General features: G+C 70.1%; 21 protein-coding genes. 9 read left to right on the top strand and 12 right to left on the bottom strand.

Annotated elements, in window-relative coordinates; translation table 11 throughout:
* On the bottom strand, window positions 1–1035 hold the full coding sequence (cydB, locus tag ABCS02_RS07785) for a cytochrome d ubiquinol oxidase subunit II (protein WP_345835014.1): 1035 nt from the start codon (window positions 1033–1035) through the stop codon (window positions 1–3).
* Between the two features lie 10 nt (window positions 1036–1045).
* Window positions 1046–2458 (bottom strand): cytochrome ubiquinol oxidase subunit I, encoded by a 1413-nt coding sequence (locus ABCS02_RS07780; protein ID WP_345835013.1) that lies wholly within the window; start codon window positions 2456–2458, stop codon window positions 1046–1048.
* 95 nt (window positions 2459–2553) lie between these two features.
* On the opposite strand from ABCS02_RS07780, the gene ABCS02_RS07775 reads away from it, so the two are divergent.
* Genes ABCS02_RS07775 through ABCS02_RS07765 form a run of 3 tightly spaced genes read left to right on the top strand, consistent with a single transcriptional unit; the run spans window position 2554 to window position 4475 of the window.
* The gene (locus ABCS02_RS07775) at window positions 2554–2919 is read left to right on the top strand and encodes a BlaI/MecI/CopY family transcriptional regulator (protein ID WP_345835012.1); all 366 of its coding nucleotides are present in this window, start codon (window positions 2554–2556) and stop codon (window positions 2917–2919) included.
* A 5-nt stretch (window positions 2920–2924) separates the two neighbouring features.
* Window positions 2925–3866 carry a M56 family metallopeptidase gene (locus ABCS02_RS07770; RefSeq protein WP_345835011.1) on the top strand — a complete coding sequence of 314 codons (942 nt, stop codon included), beginning with the start codon at window positions 2925–2927 and terminating at the stop codon, window positions 3864–3866.
* 27 nt (window positions 3867–3893) lie between these two features.
* Window positions 3894–4475 (top strand): helix-turn-helix domain-containing protein, encoded by a 582-nt coding sequence (locus ABCS02_RS07765; RefSeq protein ID WP_345835010.1) that lies wholly within the window; start codon window positions 3894–3896, stop codon window positions 4473–4475.
* 85 nt (window positions 4476–4560) lie between these two features.
* On the opposite strand, the gene ABCS02_RS07760 is transcribed toward ABCS02_RS07765, so the two are convergent.
* The 5 genes from ABCS02_RS07760 to ABCS02_RS07740 all read right to left on the bottom strand — a co-directional run bounded on the left by ABCS02_RS07760 (window position 4561) and on the right by ABCS02_RS07740 (window position 8749).
* Window positions 4561–5499 carry an ABC transporter substrate-binding protein gene (locus ABCS02_RS07760; RefSeq protein WP_345835009.1) on the bottom strand — a complete coding sequence of 313 codons (939 nt, stop codon included), beginning with the start codon at window positions 5497–5499 and terminating at the stop codon, window positions 4561–4563.
* A gap of 67 nt (window positions 5500–5566) precedes the next feature.
* Window positions 5567–6310, bottom strand: coding sequence for an ABC transporter permease (locus ABCS02_RS07755; RefSeq protein WP_345835008.1), 744 nt, complete (start codon window positions 6308–6310; stop codon window positions 5567–5569).
* Entirely contained in the window at window positions 6307–6996 is a 690-nt protein-coding gene (locus tag ABCS02_RS07750) for an ABC transporter permease subunit (protein WP_345835007.1), read from the bottom strand. Before ABCS02_RS07750 ends, ABCS02_RS07755 begins: the two co-directional genes overlap by 4 nt.
* Window positions 6993–7904, bottom strand: a complete 912-nt coding sequence (locus tag ABCS02_RS07745) for an ATP-binding cassette domain-containing protein (RefSeq protein WP_345835006.1) — start codon at window positions 7902–7904, stop codon at window positions 6993–6995. The genes ABCS02_RS07750 and ABCS02_RS07745 overlap by 4 nt, the downstream gene beginning before the upstream one ends.
* A 185-nt stretch (window positions 7905–8089) precedes the next feature.
* Window positions 8090–8749: a TetR/AcrR family transcriptional regulator gene (locus tag ABCS02_RS07740; RefSeq protein WP_345835005.1), complete on the bottom strand. Its 660-nt coding sequence runs from the start codon at window positions 8747–8749 to the stop codon at window positions 8090–8092.
* A 204-nt stretch (window positions 8750–8953) separates the two neighbouring features.
* Between ABCS02_RS07740 and ABCS02_RS07735 the strand changes: the two genes are divergently transcribed.
* The 3 genes from ABCS02_RS07735 (at window position 8954) to ABCS02_RS07725 (ending at window position 12264) form a co-directional block, all read left to right on the top strand.
* Entirely contained in the window at window positions 8954–10021 is a 1068-nt protein-coding gene (locus tag ABCS02_RS07735; protein WP_345835004.1) for a phosphatase domain-containing protein, read from the top strand.
* Between the two features lie 70 nt (window positions 10022–10091).
* On the top strand, window positions 10092–11156 hold the full coding sequence (locus ABCS02_RS07730; protein WP_345835002.1) for a winged helix DNA-binding domain-containing protein: 1065 nt from the start codon (window positions 10092–10094) through the stop codon (window positions 11154–11156).
* Window positions 11157–11190: 34 nt separating this feature from the next.
* On the top strand, window positions 11191–12264 hold the full coding sequence (locus ABCS02_RS07725) for an FUSC family protein (RefSeq protein ID WP_345835001.1): 1074 nt from the start codon (window positions 11191–11193) through the stop codon (window positions 12262–12264).
* Between the two features lie 36 nt (window positions 12265–12300).
* On the opposite strand, the gene ABCS02_RS07720 is transcribed toward ABCS02_RS07725, so the two are convergent.
* The 5 genes from ABCS02_RS07720 to ABCS02_RS07700 all read right to left on the bottom strand — a co-directional run bounded on the left by ABCS02_RS07720 (window position 12301) and on the right by ABCS02_RS07700 (window position 18793).
* On the bottom strand, window positions 12301–14067 hold the full coding sequence (locus ABCS02_RS07720; RefSeq protein WP_345835000.1) for a proline--tRNA ligase: 1767 nt from the start codon (window positions 14065–14067) through the stop codon (window positions 12301–12303).
* Between the two features lie 44 nt (window positions 14068–14111).
* On the bottom strand, window positions 14112–15248 hold the full coding sequence (gene ispG / locus ABCS02_RS07715) for a flavodoxin-dependent (E)-4-hydroxy-3-methylbut-2-enyl-diphosphate synthase (RefSeq protein ID WP_345835194.1): 1137 nt from the start codon (window positions 15246–15248) through the stop codon (window positions 14112–14114).
* An 86-nt stretch (window positions 15249–15334) separates the two neighbouring features.
* On the bottom strand, window positions 15335–16666 hold the full coding sequence (locus ABCS02_RS07710; RefSeq protein ID WP_345834999.1) for a site-2 protease family protein: 1332 nt from the start codon (window positions 16664–16666) through the stop codon (window positions 15335–15337).
* A 61-nt stretch (window positions 16667–16727) separates the two neighbouring features.
* Entirely contained in the window at window positions 16728–17816 is a 1089-nt protein-coding gene (gene dxr, locus ABCS02_RS07705) for a 1-deoxy-D-xylulose-5-phosphate reductoisomerase (protein WP_345834998.1), read from the bottom strand.
* Window positions 17816–18793: an FKBP-type peptidyl-prolyl cis-trans isomerase gene (locus ABCS02_RS07700; RefSeq protein WP_345834997.1), complete on the bottom strand. Its 978-nt coding sequence runs from the start codon at window positions 18791–18793 to the stop codon at window positions 17816–17818. The genes dxr and ABCS02_RS07700 overlap by 1 nt, the downstream gene beginning before the upstream one ends.
* A 65-nt stretch (window positions 18794–18858) precedes the next feature.
* Between ABCS02_RS07700 and ABCS02_RS07695 the strand changes: the two genes are divergently transcribed.
* The 3 genes from ABCS02_RS07695 to ABCS02_RS07685 are packed head-to-tail and all read left to right on the top strand — an operon-like array spanning window position 18859 to window position 21966.
* On the top strand, window positions 18859–20205 hold the full coding sequence (locus tag ABCS02_RS07695) for an aminotransferase class III-fold pyridoxal phosphate-dependent enzyme (RefSeq protein WP_345834996.1): 1347 nt from the start codon (window positions 18859–18861) through the stop codon (window positions 20203–20205).
* 19 nt (window positions 20206–20224) lie between these two features.
* Entirely contained in the window at window positions 20225–21148 is a 924-nt protein-coding gene (locus ABCS02_RS07690) for a hypothetical protein (RefSeq protein ID WP_345834995.1), read from the top strand.
* Window positions 21149–21195: 47 nt separating this feature from the next.
* Window positions 21196–21966: a lysophospholipid acyltransferase family protein gene (locus ABCS02_RS07685; protein ID WP_345834994.1), complete on the top strand. Its 771-nt coding sequence runs from the start codon at window positions 21196–21198 to the stop codon at window positions 21964–21966.
* The last annotated feature ends 52 nt before the right edge of the window (window positions 21967–22018 follow it).

Raw genomic sequence — 22018 nt, 5'->3', positions numbered from 1 at the left:
TCAGGCGGCCGCCGGTTCGGGATCGACGGGCTTCGCGGGCTCGGCCGGGATGCTCGCGCGCGTCACCCGCTTGCGGAACACCCAGTAGGTGAACGCCTGGTAGGCCAGGATCAGCGGCAGGAAGATGACCGCGACCCAGGTCATGATCGTCAGCGTGGTGTCCGTGCTGGACGCGTTGGCGATGGTCAGGCTGTTCTGCGGGTTGGGCGAGGACGGCATCACGTTCGGGAACAGCGCCACGAACAGCGACACCACCGCGAGCGCGATCGTGGCGGCCATGAACCCGAACGACCACCCTTCCGCCCCGCGCAGGTTCAGGATCCAGGACACCACGAGGGCGACGGCGGTCACCACCGCGAGCACGACCAGCGCCACCGAGAAGTGCGCGATGACGGTCCAGAGCAGGAAGGCCGCGGCCACCACGATCGCGGCGAGCCCCGCGCGTGCCGCCAGCGTCCGCGCCCGCGCCCGGATCTCCCCGTCCGTCTTCAGCGACACGAAGACGACGCCGTGCGTGAAGAACAGCAGGAGCGTGGTCAGGCCGCCGAGCAGCGCGTACCCGTTCAGGAGGTCGAACAGCGTCCCGGTGTAGTTGTGGCCGTGGTCGAGCGCGACGCCCTGCACGATGTTCGCGAAGGCGACGCCCCACAGGAACGCCGGCAGCGCCGAGCCGACGACGATCATCCCGTCGAACCAGCGCTTCCACTGCGACTCCGGCCGCTGGTGCCGGTACTCGAACGACACCCCGCGCACGATCAGGGCGAGCAGGATGAGCAGGAGCGCCAGGTAGAAGCCGCTGAACAGCGTCGCGTACCACTCCGGGAACGCCGCGAAGAGCGCGGCGCCGCCGACGATCAGCCAGGTCTCGTTGAGGTCCCAGACCGGGCCGATGGTGTTGATGAGCACGCGGCGGTCGGTCTCGTCCCTGCCGAGGAACGGCAGCGACATCCCGACGCCGAAGTCGAACCCGTCGAGCACGAAGTAGCCGATGAAGAAGAACGCGATGATGCCGAACCAGAGGACTGCGAGATCCATGTCGATGCTCCTAGTAGACCGTGGCGACCGGGACGTGGTTGCCCTCGTCGTCGAGGTGCTCCTCGGCGGGGGCGGGTCCCTTCTGGGCCGCGCGTTTGATGAGCTTGAACTCGACCACGGCGAGCGTGCCGTAGACCGCGGTGAAGGCGATCAGCGAGATCAGGACCTCCAGCCCGGTCGTCCCCGGCGAGACGCCGTCCTGGGTCTTCATCAGGCCGAACACCAGCCAGGGCTGCCGGCCCATCTCGGTGAAGATCCAGCCGACGATCATGGCGGCGAGCGAGAGCGGCATCGCCCAGATCGCGACCTTCCACATCCACGCCCACGGCGGCGTCCGGCCCTTGCGCGTGAACCAGAGCCCGACGACGGCGATCAGGACGTGCAGGAGGCCGAGGCCGATCATCCAGCGGAACGCCCAGTAGGTGACCCAGATGACCGGGGTGTAGTCGCCGGGGCCGTAGAGCTGCTGGTACTGGGCGTTGAGGTCGTTGATGCCCTCGACCGTGCCGGTGAGCGTGTGCGTCGAGAGGAACGACAGCAGGTACGGGATGCGGATCGAGAACAGCTCGTGGACGCCGTCCGGCGTGCCGAGCGTGAAGATCGAGAAGGAGGCGTCGGCGCCGGTCGAGGTCTTGTAGAGCGCCTCCGCCGCCGCCATCTTCATCGGCTGTGTCTGCACCATCGCGAGGCCCAGCTGGTCGCCGCTGATCACGCTGCCGATGCCGGCGACGACCATCATCCAGAGCCCGAACTTCAGCGCGGGGCGCATGGTCTCCAGGTTCCTGGTGCGCGAGAGGTGCCAGGCGGCGACCGCGATGATGAGGCCGGCCGACACCATGAAGCAGCCGAAGATCGTGTGCGGGAACGCGGCCAGGGCGACCTTGTTCGTCAGCACCGCCCAGAGGTCGGTGAGCTCGGCCCGGCCCCGCGCGTGGTTGAGCGTGTAGCCGACCGGGTGCTGCATGAACGCGTTGGCCGCGAGGATGAAGTACGCCGACAGGATGGAGCCGATCGCGGTGATCCAGATGCAGGCCAGATGGATGCCCCTGGGCAGCTTGTCCCAGCCGAAGATCCAGAGCCCGATGAAAGTGGCCTCCAGGAAGAACGCGAGCAGGCCCTCCAGCGCGAGCGGCGCGCCGAAGACGTCGCCGACGAACCGCGAGTAGTTCGACCAGTTCATGCCGAACTGGAACTCCTGCACGATGCCGGTCACGACGCCCATCGCGAAGTTGATCAGGAAGAGCTTGCCGAAGAAGTGCGTGAGCTGGAGGTAGTGGACCTTGCCGCTGCGGTACCACGCGGTCTGGAAGATCGCGACGACCGTGACGAGGCCGATGGTGAGGGGAACGAACAGGAAGTGGTAAATCGTCGTCAGTCCGAACTGCCAGCGTGCCAGCAGCAGCGGATCGAGGATCTCGTTCACGCAGCCCACCTTTCCGGTCGATGTTCTACAGCTTGTAGAAGACTACTTCTACAGAGTGTAGAACATTCACAGCCTTCTCGCGCTACCCTGGATCCGTGGCCAATCTCGGAGAGCTCGAACGTGCGGTGATGGACGCCCTCTGGTCGGGCGACGCCCCGATCACCGCCAACGAGTTGCGCGACAAGCTAGCGGCCACCCGCGACGGCGGCAAGACCCCGGCTCTGACCACCGTGCTCACGGTGCTCTCCCGCCTGGAGCAGAAGGGCTTCGTCGACCGCGACCGCGACGCCCGCCCGCACCTCTACTTCGCGAGCCTCACGCGGGCCAACCACGTCGCCGACCTCATGCGCGAAGTCCTGGAGACCTCCACCGACCGCACCGAGGCCCTCGCCTACTTCGTCGGCTCGGTCGACGAGTCGGAGGCGGCCATGCTCCGCCGGCTGCTCGACGCGCGCAGCTGACACCGATGGCCGTCGACTCGACCGCCGTCCTCCTCGGCGTCCTAGCGGTCGCCCTCGCCTGGCCCGTGCCGCTGCTGCTGGCGCGCGCGAAGTGGCCGCCCGCCGCGCCCGGGCTCGCGCTGGCCCTCTGGCAGTCGATCGCGCTGGCCGGAGGCATCTCGATGATCGGCTCGCTGCTGCTGGCGGGGCTGGAGCCGTTCGGGTACGACCTCTCGAGCCGGATCGCGGGCGCTGCCGCCACGCTCTTCAGCGGACCGCTCCCCGCCGGGGTCTCGCTGCTGCACACCTTCTTCCTCAGCGCCGCTGTGCTGCTGACCGCACACCTCGTGCTGAACCTCGCGCTCACCTCGGTCCGCAGCCGTCGCCAGCGGCACCGGCACATGGAGCTGCTCCGGCTGCTCAGCTCGCCGCTGCCCGACGAGCCGGCCACCCGGATCATCGACCACCCCGCGCCCGCGGCCTACTGCCTCCCCGGAGCGCGCAGCGTCACCGTGCTGTCGGAGGGGATGATCGAGCTGCTCACCCCCGAGCAGCTCGACGCCGTGATCGCCCATGAGCGCGCCCACCTCCGCCAGAAGCACCACCTCCTGCTCGACGCCTTCCGGTCCTGGAAGCGTGCGCTGCCGTGGTTCCCGATCGCGACGCGCGCGCAGGACGCCGTGGCGCTCCTGGTGGAGATGCTGGCCGACGACACCGCCCGTCGCACCTCCGGCGACGCCGTGCTCGCGGACGCCATCCGCATCGTGGACGCGACCGGGTCGGCCGGCGCCGCCCTCGGCGCCCCCAAGGACCCGCGCACACCCGAGCAGCGCCGGTCGGCCCTGGTGGCCCGCGAGGAGCGCCTCACCTCCGGCCACCGCACGGTCGGCCCGGGCCTCCGGCTCCTGGTGGTGGTCGCCGCCGCGCTGCTCGTCATCGTGCCGCCGGTGCTCGTGCTGACGAGCTGAGCGGCCGCCGCCCAGTAGCCTGGCTACATGCCGGAGAAGCGCGGATACGCCAAGGGAATCGCCAAACGCGAGGAGATCCTCGCCCGCGCGCTGGAGGTGTTCGCCGACAAGGGCTACCGGAAGGCGTCGCTGCGCGAGATCGCAGCGTCCGTCGGGCTCAGCCAGGCCGGCCTCCTGCACCACTTCTCCTCGAAGGAGGAGCTGTTCGCCGAGGTGCTGCGCAAGCGCGACGAGGTGGACTCCGCCGGCGGCGAGCTCGGCGCGGAGTGGGCCGGGGCGGCCGACGGCCTGGTCCGCATCGTGCGGCACAACGCCGAAGTGCCGGGGCTCGTCCAGCTCTACGCGACCATCTCCGCGGAGGCGGCCGACGCCGACCACCCGGGTCACGACTACTTCGTGTCGCGCTACCAGCAGATCGTCGCGGGCCTGGAGGGGTACATCCGCTCGGAGCAGGAGGCCGGCCGGGTGCGCGAGGGCGTCGACGCGCGCATGCTCGCGCGCCTCGCGGTCGCCGTCGCCGACGGAATGCAGGTGCAGTGGATGCTCGACCCGTCCGCCGACATGGGCGACGCGATCGAGGCGTTCTGGTCGCTCCTGCGCACGCCGTAAGGTCCCGCACACACGGATGCGGCGGCCCGGTCGCCCGAGCCGCCGCACGCGGAGTCCGTCAGGAGGTCGCCCTCCCGTCGATCTGTCAGCCCTTGATCGGGTGCTCCTGCAGCCACTTCTTCGCCACGGCGTCCGGCTGGGTCTTGCTGGCGCCCTGGTTCTCGCTGTTCATGGTGATCAGGTCGTCCGTGGTCAGCTCGGCCGAGACCTTATTGAGCACCGACTTGACCTTGTCGGAGGCCTTCTTGGTGTTGATCAGCGGCACGATGTTCTGCGCGGCGATCAGGTTCTTCGGGTCCTTCAGCACGACGAACCCGTTGTCCTTGATGGCCGGGGTCGTGGTGTAGATGTCCGCGAGCTGAACGCTGCCGTTCTTCAGCGCCGCGACGGTCAGCGGGCCGCCCGAGTCGCTGATCGGGGTCAGCGACGCCGTCACGCCGTAGGTCGACTTCAGGCCGGGAATGCCGTACGGCCGCGTGCCGAACTCGGGGTTCGCGCCCACGGTCAGCGGCACGGTGACCTTCTTGAGGTCCTCCAGGCTGGTGACCTTGTACTTGTCGGAGAACTCCTTGGTGACGTTGTAGGCGTCGGCGTCCTGCGCCTTGGCCTGGTCGAGCACCTCGAAGCCCTTGGGCAGGGCGTCGTTGAGCGCGGCGTAGACGTCGTCGCTGGAGGAGGCCGTGCTGGTCTTGTTGTAGAACTGCAGCAGGTTGCCGGAGTACTCCGGGACCAGGTCGATCGAGCCGTCCTGCAGCGCCTTCAGGTAGACGTCGCGCTGGCCGATGCTCGGCTTGTAGCTGACCTTGACGCCGTTGGCCGCGAGGGCCTGACCGTAGATCTGCATCAGGATCTCGGACTCGCCGAACGCGGCGGACCCGACGGTCACCGTGTCGCCCGAGGAGCCGCTGCCGCTGCTGCTGGTGTTGAACGCGCCGCCGCCGCCGGACGAGCACGCGCTGAGGGCGATGAGCGCCCCCGCCGCGAGCACACCGGCCGCGATACGGCCCTTCTTGGATCCGAACATGTGATTCTTCTCTTTCTACTGTGTGCGTTGGGTCTCGGGTGAAACGGACAACCCCCGGAGGGGTGGATCAGGGAGCGGGCTGCCGCCCGGGAACGGCGGCGCCGACCGTGCGCCGCGGCTCGGTCGCCACGTCGGCGCGGACCTTGCCGGCCGTTACACCGCGCGGCACGACGAGCTTCTGCGTGATCGCGAACAGGCCGTCGACGACCAGCGCGAGCACGACCACGATGATCGAGCCGCCGAGCATCTCGGGATAGTTCTGCACGGCCAGCCCGTCGAACAGGAACCGCCCGAGGCCGCCGACCGGAAGGATCGCGGCCACCGTCCAGGTCGCGATCACCTGGAGGGCGCCGGAGCGGATGCCGCCGATGACGAGGGGCAGCGACAGCGGCAGCTCCACCTTGGCGAAGATCTGCCACTCGGTCATCCCGACCGCGCGCGCGGCGTCGATCGTGCTGCGGTTGACCGACTCCAGGCCCGAGTACGCGCCCGCCAGGAGCGGAGGGATGGCGAGGATGGTCAGCGCGATCAGCGGCGGCAGGATGGTGATGTTCGCCATGATGAGCGCGAGGTAGACGACCAGTCCCAGCGTGGGCAGGGCGCGCAGGGCGCCCGAGACGCCGACCGCGAGGCCGCGGAAGCGCCCGGTGTGCCCGATCGCGAAACCGATGGGCAGCGCGATCGCGCAGGCGATCAGAAGGGTCAGCAGCGTGTAGAGGATGTGCTCCCCGGTGCGCGCCGGGATGCCGCCGGGCCCGGCCCAGTTCACCGGGTCGAAGAGCCAGCCGAAGGCGGCCGCGAAATCGGTCATCCGCCGGTCACCGCCTTCATGGCGGCGGAGCGGCGCAGCCGGCCCGTGCGCTTGTCGAGTCGCGACCAGGGCAGCAGCAGCCGGCCGAGCAGCACGAGGATGAGGTCGAACACGAGGGCGACGACCATGATCAGGACGATGCCGACCGCGACCTCCTCCGGGTAGTACCGGTTGAGGCCGTCCGTGAAGAGCTGGCCCAGGTTCGGGACGCCCAGCAGGGCGCCGACGCTCACCAGGCTCACCGTCGACACGGACACCACGCGCAAACCCGCGAGCAGCACGGGGCCGGCCAGCGGCAGCTCCACGGCCCAGAACCGCCTCCAGCCCGAGTAGCCGATCGCCGTGGCGGACTGCACCACGTCACCCGGCACCGACGCAAGGGCGTCCGTCGTGGTGCGCACCAGCAGCGCCACCGCGTAGATGCTGAGGGCGACCACCACGTTCGCCGGGTCGAGGATCTTGGTGCCGATCAGCGCCGGCATCGCGAAGAACAGCGGGAGCGACGGGATCGTGTACAGGATGCCGCCGATCGTCAGCAGCACGGGACGGCTCACCGAATACCGGTTCGCCACCCAGCCGATCGGCAGCGACACGACGAACCCGACCACGATGGGGATGGCGCTCAGCCACACGTGGGAGACCGTGAGATTCCAGACCAGGCCGAGATTCGACCACAGGAAGTTCACTGCGGAAGCCGTGGAGGGGCGCCACCCTGCGTTACGGCGTCCGCACCACCCGCGACGGACACCGTCGCGGCCTTTGAATCTTCGGATGGGGAGCGCTCGTCGCTGAGGACGCCCGCTGTGCGCCCTTCGCTGTCGACGAGCACGGAACCGGTCTCGGTCCGTTCGATGTGCAGTGCCCGCTTGCCGCGGTCGGCGCCGACGAACGACGCCACGAACTCGTCGGCGGGCGACGCGAGGATCTCGGCCGGCGTGCCCTGCTGGGCGACGATCCCGCCCTTGCGGAAGATCACCACCTGGTCCCCCAGCCGGAACGCCTCGTCGATGTCGTGCGTGACGAACAGCACCGTCTTGCCGAGCTCGCGCTGGAGGCGCAGCAGCTCGTTCTGGAGGTCGTCGCGCACGATCGGGTCGACGGCGCCGAACGGCTCGTCCATCAGCAGGATGTTCGGGTCGACCGCGAGCCCGCGCGCCACTCCGACGCGCTGCTGCTGGCCTCCGGAGAGCTGGCTCGGGTACTTGTCGGCGAGCGAGCGCTCCAGCCCGACCGTGTCCATGAGCTCCAGGGCGCGCTCCTGAGCGGCCTTGCGCTTGACGCCGGTGAGGAGCGGCACGGTGGCGATGTTCTCGACGACCTTGCGGTGCGGCAGCAGCCCGGAGTTCTGCATGACGTAGCCGATGCGCCGGCGCAGGTGCACGGGCTTCAGGCTCTGCACGTCCTCGCCGTCGATCGCGACGGTGCCGCTGGTCGGGTCCACCATACGGTTGACCATGCGCAGGATCGTCGTCTTGCCGCTGCCGGACGAGCCGACGAGCACGGTGATCTGGCGGGACGGGATGACGAGCGAGAAGTCATCGACCGCCACGGTCCCGTCGGGGAATCGTTTCGTGACCGAACTGAATTCGATCATCGGTCCTCAGCTCTCGGTCGATACCGCAGGGTGGTCTCAGTATTCGGGGCCATCGTTCCTACCCAAACAGCGTTTCGATCAATCCGCAATGAATTGAGTCGGTTTGTGGCAGGAAACCCAGTCACGATGAACCCGGACACCATGAGACAACCCTGTCCCATACCGCCGACATTCCCCGAAGAGCCTCAGCTCTTCGGGTCGTACCGCCGCTCCAGGTACTCGCGGGCCACGACGCGCGCCTCGTCGATGTAGCGCTCGTCTCCCATCGGGTCGTCGAGGAAGGCCCGGTTGATCAGGCCGTCCATGATCTCCACGACGATCCCGAGGCGGAAGGCCAGGTCCTCGCCCGCCGGGAGGCCGTACTCCTCGGACAGGATGGAGGCGAACTGTGACGCGAACGACACCGTCTGCTCCGGCTCCTCCTCACCGGGCAGCCCGGAGCGCTCGGCGTCGGTGAACCGGATGATCCGGAAGCCGGGCTCGGTGCGGAACATCGCGACGAACGCGTCGATCGCGCACTCCACGGCGTTCCACCAGTGCTCGGGGCTCTCGGCGTGGATCGCGGCGACGACCGAGTGGCGGTAGCGCAGCAGCGCACGGTCGCGCAGCGCCTGCAGCAGGACGATGCGGTCCGGGAAGTACCGGTAGACCGTGCCGATGGACGCGCCAGCGCGCTCGGCGACCATCGCGGTCGTCAAGCGGTCGAATCCGATCTCGTCCACCACCTCCGCGGCGGCGTCGAGGAGGGCGTCGATCCGGGCGGCGCTGCGCTCCTGGATCGGCTCCGTACGGACGAGCGGCGCTCCGGCAGTGTTCTGTGCAGCGACCAGGTCGTTGATGGGCACGAGGGCGACTCCTTCTTTCTGTGTTCCACGATACGCGTGCGGGTCCCCAGCCCGGCGATGGTCCATTCCATCGCTCTCATCGGATCATATTGTGGAAATCTCACCTTTGCTGGGGAAATTCCTCCGACACACCGAAGAATCCTCACCCCAGATTTGGGGGCTGCGTCTGAGAGGCCCCTCACTCCGTGAGAAACTGGTACCTCTATGACTGCCACCCGAGCCAAGCGCGGCGCGAGCGTCGAACCGATCATGCACCGAGCAGCGCGCGTCGAGGACGCGTTCCACCAGTTCCGCGCACGCCGAGCACGCAAGCGCGGCTTCCTGGCGACGGTCGTCCCGTACGCCGGTTACGGCTCCCCCACCTGGGTGCGCATCCTCGGCAGAGTGGTGCTGGCGAAGGAGCCGCGGCCGGGCAGCCGCGCCGAGCGCAAGCACCGCAAGCGCGAGGAGTCCATCCGCGGCTGGCGCTCGTTCATCAGCGTCCCGGTCGGCGACGTCACCGTCACAATCACGGTCGACGGGGCCCACCACGAGGTGCAGCCGGACCGCGGCGGCGTCATCGACACGGTCCTCCCCGTCCAGCTCAAGCCCGGCCTGCACACCGTGCGGCTCACGACGCCGGAGTCCGCCCGCGTGTTCGAGGCGCCGGTCTACATCGTCGACCCCAAGGCCACCTTCGGAATCATCTCCGACGTGGACGACACGGTCATGGTCACCGCGCTCCCCCGGCCCCTGCTCGCCGCGTGGAACACGTTCGTCCTGGACGAGCACGCCCGCGTCCCCACGCCGGGGATGTCGGTGCTGCTGGAGCGCCTCGCGACCGCGCACCCGGGCGCCCCGGTCATCTACCTCTCGACCGGCGCCTGGAACGTCGCGCCGACGCTCACGCGCTTCCTCTCGCGCAACCTCTTCCCCGCGGGCCCCCTGCTGCTCACCGACTGGGGACCGACCCATGATCGGTTCTTCCGCTCCGGCCGGGAGCACAAGCGCACCAGCCTCGCCCGGCTGGCGGACGAGTTCCCCGGGCTCCAGTGGCTGCTGATCGGCGACGACGGGCAGCACGACGAGGCGCTCTACCGCGAGTTCACGACCGAGCACCCCGGGAATGTGGCGGGCGTCGCCATCCGGCAGCTCTCCAACGGGGAGGCCGTGCTGGCCGGTGGGCGCTCGAAGGCCGAGAAGCACAGCGAGATCTCCGGCGCGCCGTGGGTGTACGCGCCGGACGGTGCCGGCCTGAGCGACCAGCTCAAGGAGCACGGCCTGCTGCCCTGAGTCCGTCGCCCGTCGCCCGTGCTCGGCATCGAGGACGGAAACTGTCCGCTTTCTGGGCCAGACTGGCTCCATGACCTCCCGCGCCGACCTGCTGCGCCTCCGCCGCCTCGCTCACGCGATCGACGGCGACCGCGAGGCCTCCCCCGCCGACGTCGCGCGCCGGATGCTCGCCGTTCAGGCCCAGGACTTCGCCGCGGGCTCGTGGGCGCTCGGCCTCCGCACCACCGGCTCGACGCGCTCCGACGTCCTCGCCGACCTCGACGCCGGCCGGATCGTCCGCTCCTGGCCCATGCGCGGCACCCTGCACTTCGTCCCGCCGGAGGACCTCCGCTGGATGCTGGGGGTGACCACCGGCCGCATGATCGCCGGCCTCACCGCCCGGCACAAGCAGCTCGAACTCGACACCCCCGACTTCGCCCGCGCCCGCGATCTGATCACCGAGGCCCTCGCCGGCGGCGGACGCATCGGCCGCGCAGAGCTGATGGAGCTGTGGGAGGCGAACGGCATTGCGACAGCGGGCCAGCGCGGCTACCACCTCATCTACTACCTGGCGCAGACCGGGCTGATCTGCTGGGGTCCGACGCTGCGCACGCAGCAAGCGCTGGTGCTGCTGGACGAGTGGGCGCCGCACTCGCGGGATCTCGAGCCGGACGAGGCGTGGGGCGAGTTCCTGCTCCGCTACCTCCGCGGCCACGGACCCGCGACGGTCAAGGACTTCGTCTGGTGGACCAAGGGCACCGTCGCGGGTGCGAAGACGGCGCGGGCCGTCCTGGGCGACGCCATCACCACGCTGGAGGTCGACGGGGTGGAGTACCTGCTCACGTCCGAGCTGGCCGACCGGGCCGCCGGGCTCGCCGAGACCCGCGGTGAGCGGGAGGCCGTCCAGCTCCTCCCGGCCTTCGACGAGTACCTGCTCGGCTACCAGCAGCGCGACCTGGTGCTCGACGACGACCACTTCCAGCGCATCGTGCCCGGGGGCAACGGCGTCTTCCAGCCGATCCTGGTCGCCCGCGGCCGGGTGGTGGGGACCTGGCGGCGCAGTGCGGTGGAGATCGAGTCGTTCGCGCCGCTCACCGCGGGCCAGCAGCGTGCCGCCGAGCGCGCGGCGGCGGCGTACAGGCGGTTCGCGGACTGAGTCGGCGCACCGGCCGCACGGCTACGCTGGAGTCGTGCGTTCGCTGTCCCCGGTCAAGCTCTCCCTCCCCGTGAACATCCGCTCGACCACCCGCACCCCGTTCCTCCAGGTGGCCAAGACCGCCACGGCGATGATCATCTCCTGGGGCCTGGCGACGCTGATCTTCCCGGGCGAGCTCCCGGTGTTCGCGACCATCGCCGCGCTGCTCGTCGTGCAGCCGAGCGTGAACCAGTCGGTCGGCCGCGCCTTCGAGCGCTCCCTCGGGGTGATCCTCGGCGTGGTCATCGCGTACGGGGTCGGCCTGGTCTTCGGGGACAACACCTGGATCGTGCTGCTCGCGATCGTCGCGTCCCTGGTGATCGCCTGGGCGTTCAAGCTGACGCCGGGCACGGCCAACCAGATCCCAATCAGCGTCATGCTGGTCCTCTCTCTCGGCGCCACGAACTCCGAGTACGCCGTCGCCCGCATCGTGGAGACCGTGCTCGGCGCGGCGATCGGCGTCATCGTCAACATCGCGATCGTCCCGCCCGTGCTCACCGGGCCTGCGCGTACCGCGGTGCTCGACCTCGGCCGCGAGATCGCCTCCACGCTCGACCGGCTCGCCGTCGCGCTCACCAGCCGGCCGACGTCCGGCGAGCGGGACGCCCTGCTCATCGAGGCAAGGCTGCTGCGCCCGATGGAGAAGAAGGCGGAGGCCGCGCTCACCGCCGCCGACGAAAGCCTCACCCTCAACCCGCGCCAGGCGAAGCACCGCGTCGTCCTGGAGCACGACCAGCAGCTGTTCGCGCGCCTGCGGCCGCTGATCACGCGCTCGCTCGGCATGACCCGGGCCTTCCACGACCACTACGACGACAGCCTCGCCGACGAGCCGACCATCGCGGCGATCGCGGACGAGCTGGAGCGCTCCGCCCACGACCTGCGGCTGCTGTCGCGCGACCCCGACGCGCACGTCGTGGAGCCGGGCACCGAGACCGCGGGCATCCCGGTGCTCACCGCGCCGCTCGTCATCAGCACGCCGAACCCGCGGCACTGGGTCCTGATCGGCTCGCTCATGGAGGACCTGCGCCGCATCCACGCGGAGATCACCGGAGACGACGACGCCGCCTGACCCCGTGATGCGGTCAGGCGGCCTCGTGACGCTCGCTCAGGCTGCGAGCGCCGCCACCGCCTCGGCCAGCGGGACGGTCGACCGCTCGCCGGTGCGGCGGTCCCACAGCTCGACCTCGCCCTCGGCGGCCCCGCGGCCGGCGACGAGCACGCGCGGGATGCCGATGAGCTCGGCGTCGCCGAACTTCACCCCGGGCGACACCTTGGGGCGGTCGTCCAGCAGCACCTCCAGGCCGGCGGCCTCCAGCTCGGCGGCGGCCTGCTCGGCCACCTCGAACGCGATCGCGTCGCGGCCCGCGGCCACCACGTGCACGTCGAACGGCGAGACCGCCGCGGGCCAGACCAGGCCCTTGTCGTCGTTGTTCTCCTCCGCGATGATCGCGAGGATGCGGGTCACGCCGATGCCGTAGGAGCCCATCGTCACGGTGACGAGCTTGCCGTTCTCGTCCAGCACCTTGAGCCCCAGCGCCTCGGCGTACTTGCGGCCGAGCTGGAAGACGTGGCCGATCTCCATGCCGCGCGCGAGCTCGACGGGGCCGGAGCCGTCCGGGGCGGCGTCGCCCGGCTTGACCTCGGCGACCTCGACGGTGCCGTCCCAGGCGAAGTCGCGGCCGGCGACCAGCCCGAAGACGTGCTTGCCCTGGACGTTCGCGCCGGTGATCCAGCCGGAGCCGTCGACGACGCGGGGGTCGACCACATAGCGGATGCCGGTGGAGGCCTCCTCGCCGAGCACGGGGCCTTCGGCCGACCAGGGGCCGATGTAGCCCTTCACGAGGCCGGGGTGCTTGCGGAAGTCGTCCTCGGTCGCGGCCTCGATCTCGGCCGGCGCGAAGGCGACCTCGGCGCGTTTGAGGTCGACCTCCCGGTCGCCGGGCAGGCCGACGACCACGAGCTCGCGCGTGCCGTCCAGGTGGGTGAGCGCGAGGACGACGTTCTTGAGGGTGTCCGCGGCGGTCCAGGCCCGGCCGTCCGGGCGCGGGTGCTTTGCGTTGGCGACGTCGACCAGGGTCTGGATGGTGGGGGTGTCCGGGGTGTCGAGCACCTCCTGGGGCGTCAGCTTCTCGTAGCCGCGCGTGGGCGGGGCGAGCGTCGTGAAGGCCTCCACGTTGGCCGCGTAGCCTCCGGCCGAGCGCACGAAGGTGTCCTCGCCGACGGGGGTGGGGTGCAGGAACTCCTCGCTGCGGGAGCCGCCCATCGCGCCGGCGTCGGCCTGCACGATGACGTAGTCCAGGCCGAGGCGCGTGAAGATGCGCTCGTAGGCGTCGCGCTGCGCCATGTAGCTGGTGTCGAGGCCCTCGTCCGTGTAGTCGAACGAGTAGGCGTCCTTCATGGTGAACTCGCGGCCACGCAGCAGCCCGGCGCGCGGACGGGCCTCGTCGCGGTACTTGTCCTGGATCTGGTAGATCGACAGCGGCAGGTCCTTGTACGAGGAGTAGAGGTCCTTCACCAGCAGGGTGAAGACCTCCTCGTGCGTGGGGGCGAGCAGGTAGTCGGCGTCCTTGCGGTCCTTGAGCCGGAAGATGCCGTCGCCGTACTCCTCCCAGCGGCCGGTGGCCTCGTAGGGCTCGCGCGGCAGCAGCGCGGGGAAGTGCACCTCGTGCGCGCCCGCGGCGGTCATCTCCTCGCGGATGATCTGCTCGATGCGCGCCTTCACCCGCAGCCCCAGCGGCAGCCACGCGAAGATGCCCGGCGCCTGGCGGCGGATGTAGCCGGCGCGCACGAGGAGCTTGTGGCTGGTCACCTCCGCGTCGGAGGGGTCTTCACGGAGGGTGCGGAGGAAGTAGTTCGTCAGGCGAGTAGGCACCGTTCCATGTTAGTGGTGCGGTGATGCGGCGCCCGCCGCGCGGGTCAGTGGCCGACGGTGACGGTGGGCTCGCCCGAGGCGACCTGGGCGTCCTCCATCTCGGCGGCGATGCGGTTCGCCTCCTCGATCAGGGTCGCGACGATCTCGGCCTCGGGGACGGTCTTGATGACCTCGCCCTTGACGAAGATCTGGCCCTTGCCGTTGCCGCTGGCGACGCCGAGGTCGGCCTCGCGGGCCTCCCCCGGACCGTTGACGACGCAGCCCATGACCGCGACGCGCAGCGGAACGCTCATGCCCTGCAGGCCCTCGGTGACGCTGTCGGCGAGTGTGTAGACGTCCACCTGGGCGCGGCCGCAGCTCGGGCAGGACACGATCTCCAGCTTGCGCTCGCGCAGGTTGAGCGACTGCAGGATCTGCAGGCCCACCTTGACCTCCTCGGCCGGCGGGGCGGACAGCGAGACGCGGATGGTGTCGCCGATGCCCTCCGAGAGCAGGATGCCGAACGCGGTCGCGGACTTGATGGTCCCCTGGAACGCGGGGCCGGCCTCCGTCACGCCGAGGTGGAGGGGCCAGTCGCCCCGCTCGGCGAGCTGGCGGTAGGCCTTGACCATGACGATCGGGTCGTTGTGCTTGACCGAGATCTTGAAGTCGTGGAAGTCGTGCTCCTCGAAGAGGCTGGCCTCCCAGACGGCGCTCTCGACCAGGGCCTCCGCGGTCGGCTTGCCGTACTTCTGCAGCAGGCTCGGCTCCAGCGACCCGGCGTTGACGCCGATGCGCAGCGAGACGCCCGCGGCCTTCGCGTAGGCGGCGATCTTGCCCACCTGGTCGTCGAACTTGCGGATGTTGCCCGGGTTGACCCGGACGGCCGCGCAGCCGGCGTCGATCGCCGCGTACACGTAGTTGGGCTGGAAGTGGATGTCCGCGATGACCGGGATCTGGCTCTTCTTGGCGATGATCGGCAGCGCCTCGGCGTCGTCGCGGCTCGGCACGGCGACGCGCACGATGTCGCAGCCGGAGGCCGTCAGCTCGGCGATCTGCTGGAGGGTCGCGTTGATGTTCGTCGTCGGCGTCGTGGTCATGGACTGGACGCTGACCGGGGCGTCGCCGCCGACCAGGACCTTTCCGACACGGATCTGACGGGACTTGCGACGGGGTGCGAGGGTCTCGGGGACCTTGGGCATCCCCAGGTTGATTGCTGCCACCCGATAATCCTACGCGGCCGTTTGGGAAGCGGCTGGGCGTCCGGTGAACGGCGGGTATGCCGTGATCAGCCGAACAGGTTGACCGGCTTGACGATGTCCGCGTACATCAGCAGCAGGCTCATCCCACCGAGCACGACGACAACGGCCATCGTCAGCGGCATCAGCTTGGCCATGTCGACCGGGCCCGGGTCGCGGCGCTTGAACAGCTTCGCGACCGAGCGGCGGAAGCCCTCCCACAGCGCGCCGGCGATGTGCCCGCCGTCGAGCGGCAGCAGCGGGATCAGGTTGAAGACGAACAGCGCGATGTTCAGCGACGCCAGGATGCCGATCATCGTGTAGACCTTGTCGACCACCGGCACGCCGTCGAGGGCGGTCAGCTCCCCCGCCGCACGGCCGACGCCGACGAGGCTGATCGGGCCGTTGGGGTCGCGCTGCCCGGAGCCGAACGCGGCGTTCCAGACGTCGACCATGCGCTGCGGCAGGTGGATGACCACGCCGACGACCGCGGCGGTCTGCGCGCCGACGGCCGGGAGGACGGACGTGATGGGCTGCGGGACGAGCTCCTGCACCGGTCCGATGCCGACGAAGCCGGCCTTCACCGTCTCGATACTGCCATCGGCCGACTTCACGGCCTGGCCGTTGGCGTCGAGCTTCGCGACCGTGTTGGTCATCGGAGTGAGGACGACGGTCCGCTCCTGGCCATCGCGGCGCAGGACGACGGTCAGGGGCGTGTTCTCGGACGCGCGGATGATCGCCGTTGACTGCGCCCAGGAGGTCATCTTCTTGCCACCGATGCTGACGATGGTGTCCCCCGGCTTGAGGCCGGCGGCCGCGGCAGGACCCTGCTTCGCGTCCGAACCGCACGTCTGGGAAGCGCTGGTCGTCGGCTGGACGCACTGGCTGACCGTCCCGATGGTGAGCGAGTTCTGCGCGGTCCCGAACCCCATCAGCAGCACCCCGAACAGCACCACCGCGATCAGCAGGTTCATGAACGGCCCGCCGAACATGATGACGATGCGCTTCCACACCGGCAGGCGGTAGAAGGTGCGATCCTCCTCGCCCTCGCCGACCGTCTCGGCGCTGGAGGTTCGGGCGTCCTGCACCATCGCCTGCATGAAGCCGGTGGTCGCGTTGCGGCCGCTGCCGCCGTCCTTGCCGGGAGGGAACATCCCGATCATCGAGATGTAGCCGCCGAGCGGGATGGCCTTGACGCCGTACTCGGTCTCGCCGCGCCGGAACGAGAACAGCGTGCGCCCGAACCCGATCATGTACTGGGTCACCTTGACGCCGAACAGCTTCGCCGGCACCAGGTGCCCGATCTCGTGCAGCGCGATCGAGAGCGCGACGCCCACCAGGATGATGACGACGCCGAGGACGAACAGCAGCACGGAATCCACGTGCCCAGGCTAGTCGCGGACGCTTGGAGGCAGCCGCACGGTTCCTATGCGGGAGCGATGGCTACCGGGCCGCCAGGTGCGCATCCGCCGTCGCGCGCGCCCAGCGCTCGGCCTCCGCCAGCGACTCCAGGGTCAGTTCGGCGGCCGGCTCGTGCTCGTCCACGACGCGCTCCACTGTGTCCACGATGTCCAGGTAGCCGATCGTGCCCGCGTGAAACGCCGCCACCGCCTGCTCGTTGGCCGCGTTGAACACCGCGGGGTAGGTCGCTCCCGCGGCGCCCACGCGCTTGGCGAGAGCGACGGCCGGAAACGCCTCACCGTCCAGCGGCTCGAACGTCCAGGTGTGCGCCGTCGTCCAGTCCAGCGGTGCGCCGACTCCCGGCACCCGGTCGGGCCAGCCGAGGCCGAGCGAGATCGGGAGGCGCATGTCGGGCGGCGATGCCTGGGCGATGGTCGAGCCGTCCACGAACTCGACCATCGAGTGGATGACGGACTGCGGGTGCACCGTGACGTCGATCCGGTCGTAGGGGACGTCGAAGAGCAGGTGCGCCTCGATGACCTCCAGGCCCTTGTTGACGAGCGTGGCCGAGTTGGTCGTGACCACGAGTCCCATGTCCCAGGTGGGATGCGCGAGCGCCTCGGCGGGTGTGACGTTTCGCAGGGAGTCGCGGGAGCGGCCGCGGAAGGGGCCTCCCGACGCCGTCAGCACCAGCCGCCGGACCTCGCCCGTCGTGCCGGAGCGCAGGGCCTGGGCGAGCGCCGAGTGCTCGGAGTCGACCGGCACGAGCTGGCCGGGCGCCGCCGCCTGCTTGACCAGCGCGCCGCCGACGATCAGCGACTCCTTGTTGGCGAGCGCCAGCATGGCGCCGGTCTCCAGGGCGGCGAGGGTCGGACCGAGCCCGACCGACCCGGTGATGCCGTTGAGCACCACGTCCGCCTGCACGGAGTGCAGGAGCCGCACCGCGTCGTCCGCGCCGAGCGCCGTGTCGCGCACCCCGAACCGCTCCGCCTGCTCGGCGAGGAGGTCCGCGTTGCGCCCCGCGGTCAGCCCGACGACGTCGAACCGGTCGGGGTTCGCCGCGATGACGTCGAGCGCCTGCGTGCCGATCGAGCCGGTGGACCCGAGGAGGACGACGCGGCGCGCGGGCATCAGCGGGTTGTTCCCAGGATGTCGACCACGAACACCATCGTATCGGTGCCCTTGATCTCGCCCTGACCCGCGGTTCCGTAGCCGTCGGCCGGCGGAACGATCGCGATCACCTGCGAGCCGACAGTCTGGCCCTCCAGAGCCTTCTGGAAGCCCTTCACGACCTGCGTGGTCTGGAACGACGCCGTCTGGCCGCGGCTCCAGCTGGAGTCGAACATCTGGCCGTTCCGCCAGAGCACGCCCTTGTACTGGACCGTGACCGTGTCCCCGGGCAGCACGGTCTCGCCCGATCCCTTCTTGAGCTCGGCGATCCGGGTCTCCGTCGGCGGGTCGGCCTTCGGGACGGTGATGGTCGGCTCACCCGTCTTGCTGAGCTTCACCGTGGGGAAGCCCGGCGTGGGAGGAACAGGCGTTCCGTTCGCCTTGGTCGGCAGCGGGGGCGCGATGTTGACGATGTCGGCCAGCAGGACGACGGGAGCGTTCTGCTTGAGACCCAGCTGCGAGAAGGCCTGCCCGAACGCCTCCTCGGCCGTCGCGGTCACGACCACGCGGGAACCGACGTTCAAGCACTCGACGCCGCGGACGAAACCGGGAAGCCACTTCTTGTCGTCGACCGGCGCGTCGACGACGGCCTGGCTGCCGAAGCCCTCGGGCGCGGCGAGCTGCTTGCCCGTGGTGCCGTCGTAAGCGGCGAGCGCCAGTCCGGCCGTCGCTCCCGCATTGACCTTCTTGCCGGTGCCTTTGGTCACGACGGTGCGCTGGAGATCGGTGACCTTGAGCGGCGTCGCGAAGGTCACCGTCGGGGTCTGGTGGAACGCGCCGGAGACCTTGATCGAGTCGGAGGAGGACCCCGCCTTCGCGTTCTGACAGGTAGCTGCCGCAGCGGTGCTGGACGCCGTGGGACTGGGCGACGAGGAGCTGCAGGCGGCGAGGCCGGCGACGACGAGGGCGGCTGTGAGGACGGAGAGGGATCTGCGCACGAGGAGCCAGTCTGCCTCATCCACCTCTGTCCCCGCTGAACGGGCGCCTGAACATCGCCCATACGATGGAGGTCATGACCCGCGACTTCTCCGTCCCCCAGTCCCGCCACGTCGTCACCGAGCTCCCCGGCCCGCGCTCGGTGGAGCTGCAGCAGCGGCGTGTCGCGTCGGTCAGCCGCGGCGCGGGGACGCTTGCGAACATCTACATGGAGTCCGGCTCCGGAGCGATCCTGGTCGACGTCGACGGCAACCGCCTGATCGACCTGGGCTGCGGCATCGGCGTGACCACCATCGGCCACGCGCACCCCGCCGTCGCCGCGGCCGCCGCCGAGCAGGCCGCGAAGCTGACCCACACGCTCTTCACGGTCACGCCGTACGAGAACTACGTGCGCGTCGCCGAGAAGCTCGCCGAGATCACCCCCGGCGACTTCGAGAAGCACAGCATCCTGGTCAACTCCGGCGCGGAGGCCGTCGAGAACGCGGTCAAGATCGCGCGCAAGTACACGGGCCGCCGCGCGATCGCGACACTCGACCACGCGTTCCACGGCCGCACGAACCTGACGATGGCGATGACCTACCGCCCCTGGCCGGAGCGCGCGGGCATGGGACCCTTCCCTGGCGAGATCTACAGCCTCCCGATCAGCTACCCGTTCCGCGACCCCGAGGGGATGACGGGCGAGGAGGCCGCCGAGCGCACCATCGACTACATCGAGACCCACATCGGCGCCACGGAGCTGGCGGCGCTGTTCGTGGAGCCGGTGCAGGGTGACGGCGGCGTCATCATCCCGGCGCCCGGCTACTTCAAGCGGCTCTCGGAGTTCTGCACCGAGAACGGGATCGTGTTCGTCGCGGACGAGATCCAAGCCGGCATCGGCCGCACCGGCACCTGGTACTCGATCGAGCACCACGGCGTGGTCCCCGACCTGATCACCTCCGCCAAGGGCATCGCCGGCGGGTTCCCGCTCGCCGCGGTGACCGGCCGCGCCGAGATCATGGACGCGGTCCAGCCCGGCGGCATCGGCGGCACGTTCGGCGGAAACCCGGTCTCCACCGCCGCGGCGCTCGCGGTCTTCGAGGCGTTCGAGCACGAGGACCTGCTCGGCGAGGCGAAGCGCGTCGAGAAGGCGCTGTGGGCGCGGATCGGTGACTGGGCCGAGCGCTTCCCGGTCGTGGGCGAGGTCCGCGGCGTCGGCGCGATGTTCGGCGTCGAGCTGGTCGTGCCCGGCACGAAGAAGCCCAACCCCGAGGCGCTGAAGGCCGTGCTCGCGCACGCGACCGCCAACGGCGTCATCCCGCTCGACGCCGGGAGCTGGGACAGCGTCCTGCGGCTGCTGCCCTCGGTCGTCATCAGCGAGGAGCTGATCGACGACGCCGCCACCGTGATCGAAGAGGCGCTCGGCCGGCTCGGCTGACCGCCCGGAGACGCAGCCCGTGCGCCTGCCCCTGCGCCCGTCCCTCAGGCGGCTCGCTGCCGCGGTCCTCGTGACCGCGGCGGTGCTCGCGGCGCTGCCCGCGGTCGGCGGAGCTCCGGCGGACGACGCCAGAGCGGCCTCCGCTCCGGGAGCAGTGGCGACTCTCGCGGCGAAGCCCCAGCCGACGTTCGACCCCGGCGACATCATCAGCGACGACAGCTTCTACAACCCGTACGCGATGACGGCGGCCCAGGTGCAGCGCTTCCTGGACACCCGGAAGTGCAAACCCAAGGACGCCTCCCCCTGCCTGGCGGACTTCCGCATAGACGTGCCGCGCACCCCGGCCTCCGCAGAGCGCTGCGCCGCCATTCCCGCGCGAAAGGGCGAGCGGGCCAGCAGCATCATCGTGAGGATCGCGCAGGCGTGCACGATCAGCCCACGGGTGCTCCTGGTGCTGCTGCAGAAGGAGCAGTCGCTGCTCACCACGCCGAGCGCGACCGGCTACCAGAAGGCCACCGGGTACGCCTGCCCGGACACCGCCGCCTGCGACACGCGCTACTTCGGCTTCTTCAACCAGGTCTACCGCGCCGCGTGGCAGTTCCGGGAGTACACCGCGCATCCCACCGACTGGCGCTACCGGGTGGGTGCGAACCGCATCCAGTACCACCCGGACGCGGCCTGCGGGGCGAGCACGGTCCGGGTGGTGAACCAGGCGACGGCGAACCTCTACAATTACACGCCGTACCAGCCCGACAAGACGACGGTCGCCCGGCCGACCGGCCCCGGCGACAAGTGTTCGGCGTTCGGCAACCTCAACTTCTCGCGGCTCTACAACTCCTGGTTCGGCGACCCGCGCAGTGTGCGCTACCCCGGGCTCCAGCTCCCCTGCCTGATCTACGCGGGAGGCTGGGGCTGCACGCCGCTGCGGCCGTTCGGCGAGTGACGAGACGCATGCCGGTCGTGGCATACGACCGGGACTACCCTCGTTCTGTGAGTCAGACAGCACCCGACGACGGGACCCCGGCCGAGGCGGAGGTCCTCCCGCGCCCGGGACTGACCTACTTCATCGGACGCCGGGTGGTCGCGCCGCTGCTGCGCCTCATCTACCGGCCGCACGTCATCGGCGCCCGCAACGTCCCGCGCCACGGCAAGATCATCCTGGCCAGCAACCACCTGTCGTTCATCGACTCCCTCGTCATCCCTATGATCTCGCCGCGCCGCGTGCAGTTCCTCGCCAAGTCGCACTACTTCGAAGGCACCGGCTTCAAGGGCGCGATCTCGCGGTCGTTCTTCACCGCGATCGGCGCGGTCGGCGTCAAGCGCGGCGCCGGGCAGGCCGCCCAGGAGGCCCTGGAGCAGTCCCGCCGGATCATCGACACCGGCGCCGCGTTCGCGCTTTACCCGGAGGGCACCCGCTCGCTCGACGGCCGCCTCTACAAGGGGCGCACCGGCATCGGCTGGCTGGCGCTGACCACGGGCGCCAAGGTCGTCCCGGTCGGGCTGATCGGCACGAACGAGGTGCAGCCGGTCGGCGCGAAGTTCCCGCGCGTTCGCCGCATCACCATCGCCTTCGGCGAGCCGATCGACGTCGCGCACTACGGTCCTGCGGAGTCCGGCCGCGCGCGGCGCCAGGCGACCGACGAGATCATGGCGGCCATCCACGGCCTCACCGGCCAGGAGCTCGCCGGCACCTACAACGAGTCCCCGCCCGCGAACACCGTGGAGCGCGTCAAGCGCGCGCTGCGCCCCGAGCGCCTCTAGATTCGTGGGGGCGGGGGGGGGGGGCGGCGCCGGGGGGCCCCGACCGCGCGCC

The sequence above is a fragment of the Microbacterium sp. X-17 genome (genome assembly GCF_039615055.1).
This window is presented reverse-complemented; position numbering and strand designations above follow the sequence as displayed.

Coding starts and splice junctions, on each gene's coding strand:
- cydB (WP_345835014.1), bottom strand. CDS start 1,035: ATGGATCTCGCAGTCCTCTGGTTCGGCATCATCGCGTTCTTCTTCATC.
- ABCS02_RS07770 (WP_345835011.1), top strand. CDS start 2,925: ATGGCCGTCGACTCGACCGCCGTCCTCCTCGGCGTCCTAGCGGTCGCC.
- ABCS02_RS07765 (WP_345835010.1), top strand. CDS start 3,894: ATGCCGGAGAAGCGCGGATACGCCAAGGGAATCGCCAAACGCGAGGAG.
- ABCS02_RS07760 (WP_345835009.1), bottom strand. CDS start 5,499: ATGTTCGGATCCAAGAAGGGCCGTATCGCGGCCGGTGTGCTCGCGGCG.
- ABCS02_RS07755 (WP_345835008.1), bottom strand. CDS start 6,310: ATGACCGATTTCGCGGCCGCCTTCGGCTGGCTCTTCGACCCGGTGAAC.
- ABCS02_RS07745 (WP_345835006.1), bottom strand. CDS start 7,904: ATGATCGAATTCAGTTCGGTCACGAAACGATTCCCCGACGGGACCGTG.
- ABCS02_RS07735 (WP_345835004.1), top strand. CDS start 8,954: ATGACTGCCACCCGAGCCAAGCGCGGCGCGAGCGTCGAACCGATCATG.
- ABCS02_RS07730 (WP_345835002.1), top strand. CDS start 10,092: ATGACCTCCCGCGCCGACCTGCTGCGCCTCCGCCGCCTCGCTCACGCG.
- ispG (WP_345835194.1), bottom strand. CDS start 15,248: ATGCCCAAGGTCCCCGAGACCCTCGCACCCCGTCGCAAGTCCCGTCAG.
- dxr (WP_345834998.1), bottom strand. CDS start 17,816: ATGCCCGCGCGCCGCGTCGTCCTCCTCGGGTCCACCGGCTCGATCGGC.
- ABCS02_RS07695 (WP_345834996.1), top strand. CDS start 18,859: ATGGAGGTCATGACCCGCGACTTCTCCGTCCCCCAGTCCCGCCACGTC.